Origin of the sequence: Bacillus sp. SIMBA_005, assembly GCF_046535585.1 — a bacterium.
Classification (GTDB): Bacteria; Bacillota; Bacilli; order Bacillales; family Bacillaceae; genus Bacillus; species Bacillus pumilus.
The window spans coordinates 323,779-340,679 of sequence record NZ_JAWRWI010000001.1 but is presented as its reverse complement, the minus strand read 5'-3'; the positions used below and the strand labels follow the sequence as shown (position 1 = coordinate 340,679).

The 16,901-nt window shown below is 43.7% G+C and carries 15 protein-coding genes; all 15 read right to left on the bottom strand.

The genetic code is table 11. The annotated features are described in order from the left end of the window. Nucleotides 1–54 precede the first annotated feature (54 nt). The 15 genes from rpe to SB660_RS01770 all read right to left on the bottom strand — a co-directional run bounded on the left by rpe (nt 55) and on the right by SB660_RS01770 (nt 16,764). Nucleotides 55–705: a ribulose-phosphate 3-epimerase gene (gene rpe, locus SB660_RS01840; RefSeq protein WP_058014015.1), complete on the bottom strand. Its 651-nt coding sequence runs from the start codon at nt 703–705 to the stop codon at nt 55–57. A 3-nt stretch (nt 706–708) separates the two neighbouring features. Beyond that, a complete protein-coding gene (rsgA, locus tag SB660_RS01835) occupies nt 709–1,605 on the bottom strand; it encodes a ribosome small subunit-dependent GTPase A (RefSeq protein WP_180309024.1) in 897 nt (298 codons plus the stop codon). Between the two features lie 12 nt (nt 1,606–1,617). Next, a complete protein-coding gene (gene pknB, locus SB660_RS01830) occupies nt 1,618–3,573 on the bottom strand; it encodes a Stk1 family PASTA domain-containing Ser/Thr kinase (RefSeq protein WP_169056498.1) in 1,956 nt (651 codons plus the stop codon). After that, entirely contained in the window at nt 3,567–4,337 is a 771-nt protein-coding gene (locus SB660_RS01825) for a Stp1/IreP family PP2C-type Ser/Thr phosphatase (RefSeq protein WP_058014018.1), read from the bottom strand. The genes pknB and SB660_RS01825 overlap by 7 nt, the downstream gene beginning before the upstream one ends. Nucleotides 4,338–4,340: 3 nt before the next feature. Next, nucleotides 4,341–5,423 carry a dual-specificity RNA methyltransferase RlmN gene (gene rlmN, locus SB660_RS01820; protein WP_058014019.1) on the bottom strand — a complete coding sequence of 361 codons (1,083 nt, stop codon included), beginning with the start codon at nt 5,421–5,423 and terminating at the stop codon, nt 4,341–4,343. A gap of 3 nt (nt 5,424–5,426) precedes the next feature. Next, nucleotides 5,427–6,770: a 16S rRNA (cytosine(967)-C(5))-methyltransferase RsmB gene (gene rsmB, locus SB660_RS01815; RefSeq protein ID WP_180309025.1), complete on the bottom strand. Its 1,344-nt coding sequence runs from the start codon at nt 6,768–6,770 to the stop codon at nt 5,427–5,429. Beyond that, nucleotides 6,757–7,710 (bottom strand): methionyl-tRNA formyltransferase, encoded by a 954-nt coding sequence (gene fmt / locus SB660_RS01810; protein ID WP_169056496.1) that lies wholly within the window; start codon nt 7,708–7,710, stop codon nt 6,757–6,759. The genes rsmB and fmt overlap by 14 nt, the downstream gene beginning before the upstream one ends. Before the next feature lie 5 nt (nt 7,711–7,715). Further along, complete coding sequence (def, locus tag SB660_RS01805) at nt 7,716–8,198, bottom strand: peptide deformylase (RefSeq protein WP_058014022.1); 483 nt, start codon at nt 8,196–8,198, stop codon at nt 7,716–7,718. Nucleotides 8,199–8,213: 15 nt separating this feature from the next. Then, nucleotides 8,214–10,622 (bottom strand): primosomal protein N', encoded by a 2,409-nt coding sequence (priA, locus tag SB660_RS01800; protein WP_410581080.1) that lies wholly within the window; start codon nt 10,620–10,622, stop codon nt 8,214–8,216. Further along, the gene (gene coaBC, locus SB660_RS01795; protein ID WP_180309027.1) at nt 10,619–11,836 is read right to left on the bottom strand and encodes a bifunctional phosphopantothenoylcysteine decarboxylase/phosphopantothenate--cysteine ligase CoaBC; all 1,218 of its coding nucleotides are present in this window, start codon (nt 11,834–11,836) and stop codon (nt 10,619–10,621) included. The genes priA and coaBC overlap by 4 nt, the downstream gene beginning before the upstream one ends. Before the next feature lie 116 nt (nt 11,837–11,952). Continuing rightward, the gene (gene rpoZ, locus SB660_RS01790; RefSeq protein WP_003211647.1) at nt 11,953–12,156 is read right to left on the bottom strand and encodes a DNA-directed RNA polymerase subunit omega; all 204 of its coding nucleotides are present in this window, start codon (nt 12,154–12,156) and stop codon (nt 11,953–11,955) included. A gap of 3 nt (nt 12,157–12,159) precedes the next feature. After that, the gene (gene gmk / locus SB660_RS01785) at nt 12,160–12,774 is read right to left on the bottom strand and encodes a guanylate kinase (RefSeq protein ID WP_003212381.1); all 615 of its coding nucleotides are present in this window, start codon (nt 12,772–12,774) and stop codon (nt 12,160–12,162) included. A 9-nt stretch (nt 12,775–12,783) separates the two neighbouring features. Beyond that, nucleotides 12,784–13,053 (bottom strand): extracellular matrix/biofilm regulator RemA, encoded by a 270-nt coding sequence (gene remA / locus SB660_RS01780; protein WP_008344898.1) that lies wholly within the window; start codon nt 13,051–13,053, stop codon nt 12,784–12,786. A 76-nt stretch (nt 13,054–13,129) separates the two neighbouring features. Further along, nucleotides 13,130–14,005 (bottom strand): YicC/YloC family endoribonuclease, encoded by an 876-nt coding sequence (locus SB660_RS01775; protein WP_180309028.1) that lies wholly within the window; start codon nt 14,003–14,005, stop codon nt 13,130–13,132. Nucleotides 14,006–14,088: 83 nt separating this feature from the next. After that, nucleotides 14,089–16,764, bottom strand: coding sequence for a calcium-translocating P-type ATPase, SERCA-type (locus tag SB660_RS01770; protein WP_180309029.1), 2,676 nt, complete (start codon nt 16,762–16,764; stop codon nt 14,089–14,091). Nucleotides 16,765–16,901: the final 137 nt, after the last annotated feature.

The following is a 16,901-nucleotide window of genomic DNA, read 5'->3' as shown; positions in this document are numbered from 1 at the left end:
CGCTCCTCTCCATGTAAAAAGAACCAAAGATCACAATGACTTTGGTTCCTTCCTTTACGCTTCTCGAATTGCCTGGATCGCTGCTGCGCGGTTGTCTTTACCGTATACCGCAGAGCCCGCTACAAGTAAATTAGCGCCTGCCTCTTTGCAGCTTTTTGCAGTCTCTACATTGACACCGCCGTCTATTTCTATCAGTAAATCAGTTAAGCCCTTTTGTTCACTCAGTGCTTTTACTTCTTTTACTTTCGTGAGGACAGATGGAATAAATGCCTGTCCCCCGAAACCAGGGTTCACTGTCATGAATAACACAAGGTCCACATCTTCTAATACATGCTCAATGTGAGAAACGGGTGTGTGCGGATTCAAGACCACCCCTGCTTTTACACCTTGTTCTTTCATATGTTGTATTGTTCGATGTAAGTGCGGACAAGCTTCCACATGAACAGAAATAATATCAGCGCCAGCTTTTGCGAATGCAGGAATATACCGATCTGGCTGCTCAATCATTAGGTGAACATCAAGCGGAAGACGCGTATGCGGTCTGATCGCTTCGACGACATTTGGCCCAAATGTCATATTCGGAACAAAATGACCATCCATGACATCAATATGAATGTAATCTGCACCGCCTTGTTCCACATCACGGATATCTTTCTCCAAATTGGCAAAATCTGCTGATAAAATGGAAGGTGCAATATAAACCATGATTTAGTACCTCGGCTTTCTGTCTTTGATTTCTGTTAAAAACTCTAAATAATGCTGATAGCGATACTCTTTGATTTGATCATGCTCGACCGCATCTTTTATCGCACACCCAGGCTCTTTCACGTGCAGGCAGCCTCTAAATTTACAATCTGCACTTCGGTCTCTAATATCTAAAAAGTATAGACCTAGATCTTCTGCTTCGATGCCAGTAAATTCGAGCGAGCTAAAGCCCGGAGTATCTGCAATGAGCCCGTCTGCTGTTCGAATGAGTTCGACATGTCTTGTCGTATGCTTTCCTCGTCCGAGATGGGATGAGATATGATCTGTTTTCAGAGCCAATTCAGGACTCATCGCATTTAAAAGGGACGATTTGCCTACACCAGACTGACCGGCAAATACCGTGATTTTATGGTGAAAGTGCGGAGTCAGCTTCTCAATGCCGTCTCCTTCAATCGTAGAGGTTAAATGAACCTCATAGCCAATTTGCCGATAGTCGTCTGCATATGCCATGATCGTTTCACGCTCTTCGTCTGTTTTCAATAAGTCCATTTTAGTGATACAGATAATCGGCTCAATATGATTGGCTTCAACAAGCACTAAAAATCTGTCTAAGAGTGAGGTGCTAAAGGTTGGTTCTGCCGCTGAGAAAACAAGTACCGCTTGATCAACGTTACTGATAGGCGGACGAACAAGTTCGTTTGTCCGTTCTTTTACTTCTAATAAGTAGCCTTCTTTATCGTTGTCTGCTTGATACACGACGTAATCGCCAACAAGAGGTGTAATTTTGTTTTTTCGAAAAATGCCTCTCGCTCTGCACTGAACCACTTTTCCACTCTCTTGTGACTCATCCAGTACATAGTAGAATCCGCTTAATGCTTTAATAATTTTGCCCTCAGGCATAAAGTCCCTCCTTTATTCATCATCAGGGTATTCGATCGTTTTCGAGCTGACGACTTTATCATCAACCGTCACTTGATAATATCCTTTTTGACCTGGTTCAATCTTAAATTTAATGGTCCGTTCAGTCGGCGCAGTGATTTTAAAGCTTTCGTATGAATCAGAGATGCTATGCTCCGCATCATCAATGGAAATTTGGACATTCATCTCCTGTCCTTCCGCTTCTGGTTCATAAGGGATCGCAATCTTTTCGGTCACCGTTTTGGCTGGTTTTTCCTTCGGTCCAAGAGAGAATGTAATCTTGACCGTGTCACCTGGTTTAACAGCCGTTCCTGCTCCTGGTTCCTGCTTCATGACCTCGCCTTTTGGCACATCATCAGAATACGCTTCTTTTTCATCAAGCTTTAAGCCGTTATCCTCTAAATAATTCGATGCCGCTTGCTTACTATACGTCGTTAAATCACGTAATGTAATATCGGCAGGACCTATACTGACAGTCAAGGTGACTTCTTCATCTGCTGCTACAAGTTCAGTATTCGCGGAAGGACTCTGTTCCATGACAATCCCAGATTCGGTGTCATTGTCATTCACTTCCTCCACAACGACCTGTTTAAACCCTTTTTTCTCTAAGATTTCTTTTGCTTTATCGACCTTTTCGCCTGTCACATCAGGTAATTCGGTCTTTTCCTTGCCAGTACTTTCGTAAAGCTGAATTTCTGTTCCTTCTTTGACCTTTGTACCGATTTTCGGATCTGTTTTGACGACGAGACCTTTTTCAATTTTCTCATCAGCGATCTCTATTGACTCCGAAGCGACGGTGAACCCAGCTTTCTTTAAGGTATCTTCTGCTTTTTCAACTGTCATGCCAGATACATCTGTGACTTCCACATCTTTTGGAAAAAGCAGCCCTGGAAACACAGTGATGGCTAAAATTGTCGCAGCAGTCAATATAAATAAGATAGATGCTACAATCCATGGCCATTTTTTCCGTTTCTTTTTCGGCTTTTGTTTCTCTTTTTTCTTCGGTTTTTGAGCCGGATGGACGGCTGTTTTTTCATTGTCTTGATCGATTTGATGATCTTGAATAATTGGGATCGCTTTCGTTGCTTCATGGTCTTCTTCAATGACAAAGCGTTTTTCTTTTAATCTGGCTGGATCGAAAGCGGTTTTTAAGTCTTTTTGCATTTCAGATGCATCTTCATATCGATAAAATGGATCTTTGGCCATCGCCTTTAAAATGATGTTTTCCACGCTTTGTGGAACAGAAGGATTCCACCTTCTCACAGATGGCGGCTCTGATTGCAAATGCTTCAGTGCAACACTGACAGCCGATTCCCCTTCAAATGGCATGCGTCCTGAGATGAGTTCATAGAGCACAATCCCAAGCGAATAGATGTCTGACTTTTTCGTTGCAAGACCCCCGCGTGCTTGTTCTGGAGACAAGTAGTGCACGGAGCCTAGGACAGAATTTGTATGGGTAATGGTCGCTGAGCTGAGTGCCATGGCAATCCCAAAATCCGTGACTTTGATGTTCCCCATATTGTCTATTAATATATTGTGAGGCTTAATGTCACGGTGGACGAGCTGTTTCGCATGGGCTTCTTCCATCGCCGCAACGACTTGTTCCATGATGCGAACGGCTTCTTTCGGATGAAGCGGACCATTGGCGTGTATGTATTCCTTCAGCGTCATTCCCTCGACATATTCCATTACAATATAATAAATGTCATCTTCTTCCCCGACATCGTAGATGCTGACAATATTCGAATGATCTAAGCTTGCAGCTGACTGCGCTTCCCTCCGGAAACGTCTAATAAAATCATCATCGCTCGCAAAGTCAAACCGCAAAATTTTAATCGCTACTTCGCGATCTAAAATCATATCCTCCGCCAAATAGACGTTTGCCATTCCGCCTCCGCCTATGACGCGAAGAATCTGATAACGGCCGCTGATCCTTTTTCCGATCAACACTTGCTGTCACCCTCCTCTGGCTGGGAGGAGATTTCTAACAGTACTGCTGTAATGTTATCTTCACCGCCGTTGTCATTCGCTGTTTGTATTAACTCTGTTACTTTTTCCTCTGGTGCGGTTGTTTGCGTTAAAATATGAATCAAATGCTCTTCTTCTATTTTATTCGATAGACCATCTGAGCAAAGCAGGATTTGATCTCCTGGGTCCACTTCAAAGGTGCGTGCATCAATCTGAACACGCTTATCTGTTCCTAATGCTTTCGTGAGCACATTTTTTCTTGGATGATATTCTGCATCCGCTTTTGAAATTTCACCTGTTTTCACAAGCTCATTCACGAGTGAATGATCATCTGTTAATTGGGTCAGCGCTCCTTCTCTTAGCAGGTAGCAGCGGCTGTCTCCAATATGCGCAATTGTGACCGTTTGCAAATGAACGAGCGCACATACAATGGTCGTCCCCATTCCTTGGCACTCCTCATTGTTTTGCGCATGTTCATAAACTTGGTCATTAATGTCACTGATTTTTGAGATTAACCAGCTTTCTTGATCGGCTGGCTTTTCTGGAATTGAAGATATTTCTTCCCAGTATTCTTTTAAAGAAGAGACTGCCATCTTGCTGGCGACATCACCAGCAAGATGACCTCCCATGCCGTCTGCTACAACAGCGAGAAGTGAATCTTCTTTTGCTTCAAAAATACCTGCATCATCTTCATTATGCTGACGGACTTTTCCTGTATCGGTAAGAAAGGCTGCCCTTATCAACATTCGTCACCTCGTCTCTTCCTGACGCTCCTTCGCTCTTAGCTGACCGCAAGCAGCATCAATGTCATGGCCTTGCTCTCGTCTAATCGTTACGTTTACGCCGCGTTCTTTCAGCGTTTTTTCAAATAGGAAGATTTGTTCTCTAGGTGTTCTCACATAATCTCTCTCTGGTACATAGTTCACCGGAATGAGGTTCACGTGGCACTTGATTCCTTTTAATAGGTCTGCCAGTTCTTCTGCATGGTGAACTTGATCATTTACTCCGCCAAACAGGCCGTATTCAAAGCTGACACGTCTACCCGTCTTTTGAATGTAGTATTCGATGGCTTCCATTAATTTTGGCAGCTTATATGCCTTATTGATCGGCATTAGGCGGCTTCTGATCTCTGTGTTCGGTGCGTGCAATGACACAGCAAAGTTGATTTGCATTTGCTCATCAGCGAATTGATAGATCTTTGGAATGATTCCGCTTGTCGAAACCGTAATATGGCGTGCACCAATATTTAAGCCATTATCATGGTTGATGATTTTAAGGAAGGCAAGCATTTCTTCAAAGTTATCAAACGGTTCGCCAATTCCCATGATGACAACAGAGCTGACTCTCTCGTCTGTTTCGTCAAGTGCCTGCTGCACTTTTAATACTTGTGCAACGATTTCTCCGGCTTCAAGGTTTCGTTTTAAACCACCAAGTGTAGATGCACAGAATGTACAGCCAATTCGACAGCCAACCTGTGTTGTCACACAGACAGAGTTTCCATATTCGTGACGCATAAGCACTGTTTCAATTGTATAACCATCATGCAGTTCAAATAAAAACTTGATCGTTCCGTCCTGAGACGTTTGTTTGATCACGGTTTTTAAAGTTGTGATGGTAAATTGATCTTTTAACTTTTCTCTTAATTCTTTGGAGAGGTTAGACATTTCATCAAATGATGTCACACGTTTCTCATAAAGCCACTCAAAAATTTGAGCTGCGCGGAAAGGTTTTTCGTCTTGTTCTTTTAACCATTCTTTCATTTCGTGAAGCTCAAATGAATAGATCGACGGCATATCTGTTTTCAGTTCTTTTCTTACTTTTTGTTCTGTCATTTTTTATCCCTTCTTTCTCATGCTGCAAATAAAGAAACCATCTGTTCCGAAATAATGAGGAAGAATTTGCACACTTCCGTTTTGAACAAACGGAGCAACCTGCTCAGGCAGCCGTTCATTAAGAGATAGATCGGGTTCGAAGTCTTGGTGTTCTTGTAAAAACGCATGAATCACTTGTTGATTTTCTGTTGGGTCCATTGTACATGTACTATATACAAGGGTTCCGCCAGGCTTTAAAAGCGGAGCTGTTTCTTTTAAGATTGCCTGCTGAATTGCAGCAAGCCTTGCTGAGTCTTCTGGAGACTTTGTATATTTCATATCTGGTTTCCGTCTAATGACGCCAAAACCAGAACACGGCGCATCAATCAGAATCCGGTCAAATGAAGCTTCGCTGTAATCACCCTTTGCTTTCCTTGCATCAAGCGCTTTTGCTTCAATCTGAGTAAGGTTCAGACGTTTTGCTGCTTGTTTAATGAGTTTCACTTTATGTTCGTGCAAATCAAGTGAAACAATTTGTCCTTCGTCGTTCATACGCTCTGCGATATGTGTTGATTTTCCGCCTGGAGCCGCACAGGCGTCAAGCACAATTTCTCCCGGCTGAGGGTCTAGTGCTCTTGCGACAAGCATTGAGCTTTCATCTTGAATGGTCACATAGCCTTCTTGGAAAGAAGGGGTTGAAACGATGGACCCTTTCATCAGCTTAAGTGCATCTTCAGATAAGTCACCAAGCTCCGTTTCAATCCCGGCATCCAGCAGCTCTTGCTGCAGTGCAGCGCGGTCCGTTTTCATTCGATTGACACGAAGGGTTTGCTTTGGCGGTACTAAATGAATACGGCACATGCTTTCTGCTGCTTCAAATCCGTATGACTGAACCCACTCCTGCACGAGCCATAATGGGTGGCTTGTCTCAATCGAAAGCCGCTTGACCGGATCTTCGATGGCATCAAAAGCCGGAACGCCTTCTCTTTGCACGGAACGAAGAACACCGTTCACAAGTGAAGAAATGCCCTTGTGCCCTCTCTTTTTCGTTAGCTCAACTGCTTCATGGATGGCTGCACGATCTGGAATTTTTTCAAGGTAGACCATTTGATAAAGAGACATCCGCAAAAGCTGCATGACCCAAGGAGCCACCTTTTGCGGTTTTTTCACAAATGGTGCCAGCATATAATCTAATGCCAGCTTGTTTTGCAGAGTACCGTACACAAGCTCTGTTAAGAGCGGTTTGTCCTGATCTGCCAAGTCTTTGTCTTTCATGACTGACTGCAAAAGCAAATTACTGTATGCTTGGTTTTGTTCGAGTTTGATTAAAGCGTCTAGCGCTACTTCTCTCACATTACTTTTCTTCATTCATTAACCCTAATTTCTGTCCAATTTCGATATTTGCGCCTCTTAGGAAGTCTTCGCCGCTCATCTTTTTCTTACCAGCTGGCTGTACACCTGTTAATAAAAGGCCTTGTTTATTCCCAGTTCCAATGACTGGACCTTCTTTTTGAAGCTCAATCACTTTCCCAGGTTCTTCTTGCGCTTCGAGTGGCACTTTTTTCGCTTCCCATACTTTTAGATGAGCCCCGTTCCATTCAGTATAGGCAACTGGCCACGGATTTAAGCCGCGAACTTGGTTGTAAAGCTCTTCTCCGGTCTTTGTCCAGTCTAACCTTTCCTGCTCTCGCTTTATATTAGGTGCATACGTTGCCGCTTCTTCATTTTGCGGAATTGGTGAAATAGATCCGCTCAGAACATTCGGCACAGTATCTTTCAATAGTGCAGCGCCTGCTACACTTAATTTGTCATGCAATGTACCGACATTGTCTAATTCGTCGATTTCCACTTCTACTTTACTGATCATGTCCCCTGCATCAAGTCGTTCCACCATGTACATGATCGTAACGCCTGTTTTCTTTTTACCTTGAAGGATCGCATAATGGATCGGCGCGCCCCCTCTTAGTTCTGGCAGCAGCGAGGCATGCACATTGATACAGCCAAACTGAGGTTCATCCAGTAGTCGTTTTGGGAGGATTTGTCCAAAAGCCGCTGTCACAATTAAATCTGGTTTTAAGGCAAGTACTTTATCAATTTCTTCATCAAGGCGTACCTTTTCAGGCTGCAAGACCGGAATGCCGTGCTTTAAGGCTTCCACTTTCACAGGAGGCGGCGTGAGTACTCGTTTTCTGCCTTTCGGGCGATCTGGCTGCGTGACGACCCCGACAACTTCGTATCCTTCTGTTATGAGTGTTTGCAGCACAGGTACTGAGAAATCAGGGGTTCCCATAAATACAATACGTGCCATTTTCTTCACCCTTCCATTTCCGCAAGTTCTTTTTCTGTATAAGTTTGAATGATTTTCGACGTAAATAATATGCCGTCTAAATGATCAATTTCGTGCAATAAGGCTCTTGCTAAAAACCCTTCTGCTTCTATTGTAAATGGTTTGCCTTTCTTATCAAAGGCTTTTACCTTCACATAGCTCGGTCTTTCTACTGTGCCGTATAAAGATGGAAAGCTCAGGCAGCCTTCAATATCAGTTTGACTTCCTTTTACTTCAAGAACCTCGGGATTCACTAAATCAATTCTGCCAGGTTCTTCTCCGATATCGACAACAGCAATTCTTTGAGAAATGCCAATTTGTGGTGCTGCTAGTCCGACTCCATCTAGCTCAAGCATTGTATCATACATATCATCAAGCAGTTTTTTAAGCTTTTTATCGAACGTATCGACAGGCTCTGCCTTTTGTTCAAGTACGTCTGCCGGATGTATGACTATTGGTTTTACTGCCACTTAAAGCCCTCCGTTTTACATCATCATATATGGATTCATATCTATTGAAATCATCAATTGTTTTTGTTCCATTTCCTTTTGATAATGGTCTTGTATTTTCCGTAGTAAACTTGCCAGTTCATTTTCCCTTTTGTATTTTATCACGCATTGATATCGATATCTATCTTTGATCTTAGCGATTGGTGATGCAGCCGGACCAAGGATCCTTGTATTCGGTGCACAGTTCATTTTTAGGAACTGAACAATTTGATCCGTAACATGCGCTGCCTTCGTCACTTCCTCATGTGATACTGTCACCATCGCCAAAAAGTAATACGGCGGATAGGACTGGTGGCGGCGATGCAGCATCTCCTGTTCATAAAAGGCTTCATAGTCATGCTGCTTCGTTAATTCAATACTATAATGAGAAGGCGTATACGATTGAATGATCACAGAGCCTGCTTTTTCATGTCGTCCTGCCCTGCCGCTGACCTGCGTGAGAAGCTGAAATGTTTTTTCACTTGAACGGAAATCAGGGATATGAAGAGACGTATCGGCACTTAGAACACCAACAAGTGTGACATCGGGGAAATCCAGCCCTTTTGCAATCATCTGTGTCCCGAGCAAAATATCTGCTTCTTTATTCCCAAAAGATGTGAGGAGCTTTTCGTGAGCACCTTTACGAGACGTTGTATCCACATCCATTCGGATGACTCTTGCCTCTGGCAGTACTTTAGTCAGCTCTTCTTCTACACGCTGCGTACCCGTACCAAAATAGCGAATATGCTCACTATGGCATTCTGGACATTCAGCTGGCACCGGTGCCTCGTGCCCGCAATAATGGCATTTCAGCCGTTTTTGATAGCGGTGATAGGTGAGAGAAATTTCGCAATGAGGACATTGCTCGACATATCCGCAATCACGGCACATCACAAAGGATGAATAGCCCCTTTTATTCAGAAATAAGACGGCTTGTTCTTTTCTTTCAAGCACTTCCTTTAATCTGATCATTAATTCTTCTGAAAACATGGACCTGTTGCCATTTCTCAATTCTTCTCTCATATCAATTAACGAAACGTGCGGCAGCTGCTGCTGGTTGACTCGGTTTTTGAGCGTCAGCAATGTAAACACGCCTTTTTTGGCACGCGCGTAGGTTTCAAGTGAAGGGGTAGCACTGCCTAAAACGACTGGGCATCGATGCCTTCTGGCTCGCTCAATAGCGACGTCCTTGGCATGATAACGAGGCATTTCCTCTTGTTTATAAGAAGATTCATGCTCTTCATCTATGATAATCATGCCTAGATTTTCAAATGGTGCGAAAACAGCCGATCTCGCACCCACGACAAGCTTGACTTCCTTGCGGTGGATTTTCCGCCATTCATCATATTTTTCCCCTGTCGATAAGCCGCTGTGAAGTACAGCCACATTTGAACCGAACCGTTCTTTAAACCGCTGAACCATTTGAGGGGTTAACGAGATTTCTGGAACGAGGACGATCGCTTCTTTTCCTTTTTGCAGGGCATGATCAATCGTCTGCAAGTATATTTCCGTTTTACCGCTTCCTGTTACCCCGTGCAGCAGAAAAGTTTCATGCCGGTCATCACTGACTGCTTGATGAATATGTTTTGCCGCTTCTCTTTGTTCTGGCATGAGGTCAAGTGAGGCAGAAGGTGTAAACGCCCGGTCACGATAAGGATCCCGGTAGACCTCTTCATAGCTTTCTGTTAGCAGCCCTTCTTGAATAAAGGTTTTAAGCGTTTGAGAACTCGCGCCTGTTTGCTGCTGCAAGTCTTTCGCTAAAAAGGTTGTCTCACTCGCTTGAAGCAAAAAGGAGAGCAGTGCCTTTTGTTTCACCGCATTTTTCTTCAGCTGCTGCTGTTTTTCTTCAAGCTTATCTTTGGATACAGCTAGTTGGAGCGTGCGCACTTTTTTCTTTCCAGATTTTTGCGAGACGTGATACCTTACCTCTAAATGACCTTTTTGGACATGCTTTTGAATCTGTTTTAGTTGTTCGGCTGGGATGTCAGCATAAAGAATGCTATCTCGCTGACCGAAAAGCTCTTTCAATGACTGCGGAAGTTCTTCATCTGACAGCACTTGAATTTCTTTTTCATATTTCGCCTTCATGGCTGCAGGGAGCATCGATTGAAGTGCCGTAATGTGATAGGACAACGTTTTTTCCGTCAGCCAGTGGGAAAGCTCCAATAGCTCATCTGTCAGAACAGGTGATAAGTCAAATAAATCGACAATGTCCTTTATGCTTCCTGTTTTTACGTCTGTTTCTTCTTTGACTTTTGTCACAAACCCTTGAATCTTCCTCGGGCCAAAGGGAACGACCACCCTCATTCCCGCTTTGACGAGATCTTTGAAGCGATCTGGTACACGGTAATCGAATGGCCGGTCAATGGCTTTCGTTGTGACATCTACGATGACTTCAGCAATCATTCTCGATCACGCTCTTTTGGCAACAGCTGTTTTGCCTCCTTTAAGATTTCAAAAGCGAGGTCTTTTTTGCTCATCATCGGCAATTCTGTTGTTGTACCATCTGCTTTGATGATGGCTGCTACATTTGTGTCTGTGCCAAAGCCTGCACCTTCTTTTGTGACATTGTTTGCTACAATCATATCTAAATGCTTGGATTCGATTTTCTTTTTCGCATAATATTCTACATCCTGCGTTTCAGCTGCAAAACCGACAAGCACTTGATGCTCTTTTCTTTTCCCCAGCTCTTTTAAAATATCTTTTGTCCGGGTGAATTCAATCTCTAAGGCGCCGTCCTGTTTTTTCATTTTATGAGAATATGAGGTCACAGGGGTATAGTCGGCGACTGCTGCTGATTTAATGACAAGGTCCGCTTCCTCGTACACAGCTAATGCGGCTTGATACATGTCCTCTGCCGATTCAACGTGCACCACATGTACATGATCAGGTGCATTTAAAGAAACAGGTCCTGAAATAAGCGTGACATCTGCCCCCATCTGCTGCGCAGCCTCTGCAATCGCATAGCCCATTTTTCCTGACGATCGATTTGTAAAGAAACGCACAGGATCAATGACTTCTCGTGTAGGACCTGCTGTCACCACAACTTTTTTGCCTGAAAGCGGTAAGCTTTTTGACTCTTCAAAAAATGCACGGATGTGCTCAACAATTTTTTCAGGCTCCTCTAATCGTCCTTTTCCAATGTAGCCACAGGCTAAATAACCTTCACTCGGCTCAATAAACCGGTAACCGTCCTCATATAATGTTCGGATGTTCCGCTTTACAGCGGGGTGATCATACATATGCACATTCATAGCTGGTGCGATCCATACAGGAGCCGTTGAAGCAAGTAAGGTCGTCGTGAGCATATCATCTGCAAGCCCAGCGGCCATTTTACCAATCGTATGTGCTGTTGCAGGGGCAACTAGAATGAGATCGGCCCAGTCAGCTACATCAATATGCGCTATGACTTTTGGATTGTTTTCTTTAAATGTATCCACATACACCTCATGTCGAGACAGAGCTTGGAAGGTAAGCGGAGACACAAACTCACGAGCAGATTCTGTCATAATGACTCTTACATTTGCGCCTGCCTGTACGAGTTTACTAGTAAGTGCAGCTGCTTTATATACGGCGATTCCTCCGCTGACGCCGAGCAAAATATTTTTTGACTGTAACATTAGTTTGTCCCCCTTAACGGCCTTTTCACAAATTCGTCTACAATTCAAAAAAGTCAAAACCAATCATAGTTTTGACTTTTTTGAACGTATCGTATCTGCATAGCAGAAGCGATGTGTTATTCTTGATCCTCTTTTTCAAATGTCAAAAGACCGGCATCAATTTCTTCAAGTGCTTTGCCTACAAATTTGTAAGACTTCGTATTTTCGATTTGCTGATCTTGATGGATCTGCATTTCACGTGCACGGCGTGCAGACACTGTCACAAGTGTGTATTTTGAATCAAGTTTATTCATCAATGAGTCAATTGAAGGATCTAACATAATTTATTCTACCCCCAGCATTTTTTTATATCTTGGTGCGACTCTGTCTCTGCGCAGGTGTTCTGCAAGGACGATCGCTTTGATTCTTTCACAAGCAAGCTCGACATCATCGTTTTCCACGACATAGTCGTAAGCATCCATCATTTCAATCTCTTCTTTTGCAGCAGCCATTCGATTTCGAATGAGCTCCTCAGACTCTGTACCACGCGTAATGATGCGGTTCTGAAGTTCTGAAAGACTAGGCGGTGCAAGGAAAATAAAAAGACCTTCTGGGAATGCTTCTCTTACTTGAAGTGCACCTTGCACTTCGATTTCAAGGAAAACATCTTTTCCTTCGCTTAATGTCTGTTCTACATAGTCAACAGGCGTGCCGTAGTAATTCCCGACATACTCTGCCCATTCTAACAGCTTTTTATTTTCAATCATATGTTCAAATTCTTCCCTGGATTTAAAGAAATAATCGACACCATTTCTTTCACCTTCACGCGGTTTGCGTGTTGTCACAGAAATAGAGTATTCAAATTTCGTATCTTCCTGGGAGAAAATGGCTTGTCTGACCGTTCCTTTTCCAACTCCCGAAGGTCCAGAGAGAACGATTAAAAGTCCTCTTTCTTTCATAATGGCGTATTACCCCTGCCCTTCATCTATGATTTCTTCTTTTACAGAAAGTCTTTGCGCGACAGTCTCAGGCTGAACGGCAGATAAGATGACATGGTCACTGTCCATAATGACAACAGCACGGGTTCTTCTTCCGTATGTAGCATCTATGAGCATGCCTCGATCTCTTGCGTCTTGTATCATTCGTTTAATCGGTGCTGATTCCGGACTGACGATCGAAATCATCCGATTCGCTGAAATGATGTTTCCAAATCCGATATTGATCAACTTTATGGTCATCTTCTAACGTCCCCCTGTATTATAAACGTCTCTAGTCTCGCCGAAAGAGACGTACTGTAAACAGCATACACAATGACTATTCTATATTTTGCACTTGTTCTTTTATTTTTTCAATAGCACTTTTCATTTCAACCACCAACTTTGTTAAATGATGATGGTTCGCTTTTGAGCCAATGGTGTTCACTTCACGGTTGAGCTCCTGTACAAGAAAATCAAGTTTTCTGCCAGCAGCACCGCCTTGCATCAAGATTTGCTGGAATTGCTGAAAGTGACTTTTCAATCTTGTAATCTCTTCTGTAATGTCACAGCGGTCAGCAAAGATCGCAGCCTCTGTTGTCAATCTGCTTTCGTCAAGCGCCTCTCCGATCCATTCTTGCAATCGCTGATTGAGCCTGTCTTTATACTGACTCACAACCTCTGGTGCAAAGACTTTGATTTCTTCTGTGTAGGCCTCTAATTCAGAAAGCCTCAGCTCACAGTCTTTTTGAAGTGATGTTCCCTCCTGCTCTCTCATGAAGCAAAGCTCCTTGACAGCCGTTTCACAAGCTTCAATCAGCAATTGCTCTAATTGCTCATTTCGGCTGGACGATTCTTCTACTTGAACGGCATGCTCCAGCCCCAGTAAGTCATGTGCATGCTGAATGCCTGAAATGTGATAGCGTTTCTCGAGATCTTTTGCGGCTTTCATGTATTCATCGAGCAGCGGCCAGTCAATCTGCAAGGACCGGCTTGCTAGTTTACCGCCTTCAATCGTAACAAACAGCTCAATTCTACCGCGCTGCACGTGACGAAGAATGATTTTTTTCAATGTGTCTTCGAAATATAAAAGCGGCCTCGGCAAACGGGCATGAACCTCTTTAAAACGGTGATTGACCGATTTTAGCTCAACTGACACTGTCAGTTCTCCATCCGTTTTACTCGCTTGGCCGAATCCCGTCATACTGCGTATCATGTCAAAACACCCAATTCTTTCATATTAATAAAATGAAAAAGGTAATAGCAGACACTATTACCTCAAAATTATACCATAATGAATTATTTTTTTCTTGTCAAAAGTGATCCTGCCAGTAAAAAAGTTGGCAGTGCAGACATACCGATGATCAGCAGCCAATCAATTGGTGCAATCGCCACCGTTTTGAAAATTGGCTGAAGCGGCGGATAATAAATGACCACAAACATCAATAAAAGTGATGACAAAACCGCGCCAATCAAGTAGAGATTACCGAATGGATTGCGTTCAAAGATAGATCGTTCACTGCGGCAGTCAAATACATGAATGAGCTGCGCCAAAACAAGCGTACTAAATGCAACAGTCTGCGCATATGGCAGGTTGTTTGGATCACGGTGATACACAAACATAAATGCTAAAAGGGTCGCAAGTCCAATGAGGAACCCTCTAGATACAACCTTCCATCCGAGTCCTCTAGCAAAAATCCCCTCTTTCATATTCCTCGGCTTTCTTTTCATGACATCGCCTTCTGGCTTATCCATGCCAAGCGCCATCGCAGGGAGACCATCTGTGACAAGGTTGACCCATAAAATTTGAATAGGAACGAGTGGAAGCGGAAGCGCTAGAAGCATCGCAAACAGCATAACCAAAATTTCCCCGACATTTGATGCCAGCAAATAACGGACAAACTTACGAATGTTTTCATAAATATTCCGGCCTTCTTTAATGGCCGATTTAATGGTTGCAAAGTTGTCATCAAGTAAAATAAGAGAGGAAGCTTCCTTGGCGACATCTGTTCCAGTGATACCCATAGAGATACCGATATCTGCTTGCTTAATTGCAGGCGCATCATTAACCCCGTCACCTGTCATCGCTACAATATGTCCATTTTTTTGATAGGCCTTCACTATTCTCAGCTTATGTTCCGGTGATACCCGTGCAAAAACGTATACATTTTCAGCCGTTTGCTCAAGCTCTTTGTCACTCATGTGATCTAGCGCTTTTCCGTCGAGCACCTTTCCTTGCTTTGGTAAAAGGCTCAAGTCTTTCGCAATGGCTTTGGCTGTTTCCACGTGATCCCCTGTAATCATGACTGTTTTTATGCCCGCATCCCTGCACTCTTTAATCGCTCGCCTCACTTCAGGACGAGGCGGATCGATCATGCCCTCTAACCCAATAAATGTTAAATCAGTTTCAGCCTGCTGGACAGTGTTGATTGTTTCGGTCAGCCCAACTTTTTTATACGCAATGGCAATCGTTCTCAGCGCCTGCCTTGCTAAACCTTGAATCGCAGCCTCTGTTTCTTGCCTGTGAGTGGTTGAAAATGAAGCTGTGCGGCCGCCGTGCATGATATGGCTTGAACGGTTCATCAGGACATCCGGCGCACCTTTTGCAATGACGTACCGCTCTTTTTGATTCGTTTCGACGACGACTGACATCATCTTTCTTTCTGAATCAAAAGGAAACTCTTCTACTACGTGAAATCCTGCTTCGATGAATTGCTCTGTAAAACCCGCTTTACGTGCTGCGGTGAGAAGTGCCCCCTCTGTCGGATCACCATCAAGCCTCATTTCGCCATCTTTTTCAACGATGGTCGATGTATTACAAAGCGCCCCGTATAATAACACCTTTTGCAAGCTTGGATGTTTGTCTACATGGACAAGTTCTCCGTTCAAGGTGAAATCACCAGATGGCTCATAGCCCGTACCAGAAATATTCCACGTTTTGCCCTCTGCCCATACATGGGTCACTGTCATTTTATTTTGCGTCATCGTTCCTGTTTTATCTGAACAAATGATCGATGCGCAGCCAAGTGTCTCCACCGCCGGGAGCTTTCTGACAATCGATTTTTGTTTGATCATCCGCTGCACTCCTAAGGAAAGTGCGACGGTGACAATCGCCGGCAGGCCTTCAGGAATGGCAGCAACCGCAAGTGATACTCCCGCGAGGAACATATGATACAAATCATGTCCTTGCACAACACCAAGAACCACAACGAGCACCGTTAAAAATAAAGCAGCCACAATGAGGATTTTCCCCAGCTGTTCGAGACGTCTTTGCAGCGGTGTTTCCATATTCCCTGCTGCATCCAGCATGCCGGCAATTTGTCCCATCGCTGTATTCATTCCTGTCCCAATGACAACGCCCACGCCGCTTCCTCTAGTGACAAGCGTCCCCATAAAGGCCATGTTCGTCAAATCTCCAAGCGAGACATGATTGCTAGAAAGAGGACTTGCGTGTTTGACTGCTGGGATGGATTCGCCAGTGAGAGCAGACTCCTCGATTTCCAGGCTCTTTGTTTCTAGTAATCTAATATCTGCCCCAATCCGGTCTCCGCTTGAAAATTTCACAATATCCCCTGGCACGAGATGTTTAGACGGGATCTTGATCCATTCATTATTTCTCCTTGCATACACGTGCGGGGTTGATAATTCCTTTAACGCTTGAAGGGATTTTTCCGCCCGTCGTTCTTGATAAAATCCGAGCACTCCATTAATGAGAACAATCGCTACAATGGCTACTGCATCAATGTATTCGCCCAGAAAAGCAGAAATGATCGTTGCTGCAAGCAAGATTAATACCATAAAGTCTTTAAATTGCGCTAAAAAAATAATCAGAGCCGATGCCTTTTTCCCTTCCTGCAATTCGTTTGACCCGTGTTTTTCAAGCCGTTTTTGTACATCTTTTTCTGACAGTCCGTCACCTATCGATGTATTCATTGTTTTTAATAAATCGGTTTGGTTCAGTTCATGCCAATTCATTTGACCTCGTCCACTCCTCTTTTGTTCTCTCTCATATGCAGTGTTCTATAAGCCAGTTTATTCAGACTCGTCCTAAATCATGCTATAATAATAAGACTGCCTAAAGAACGAGAAATGGAAGGTTCTTTCAGTAGATT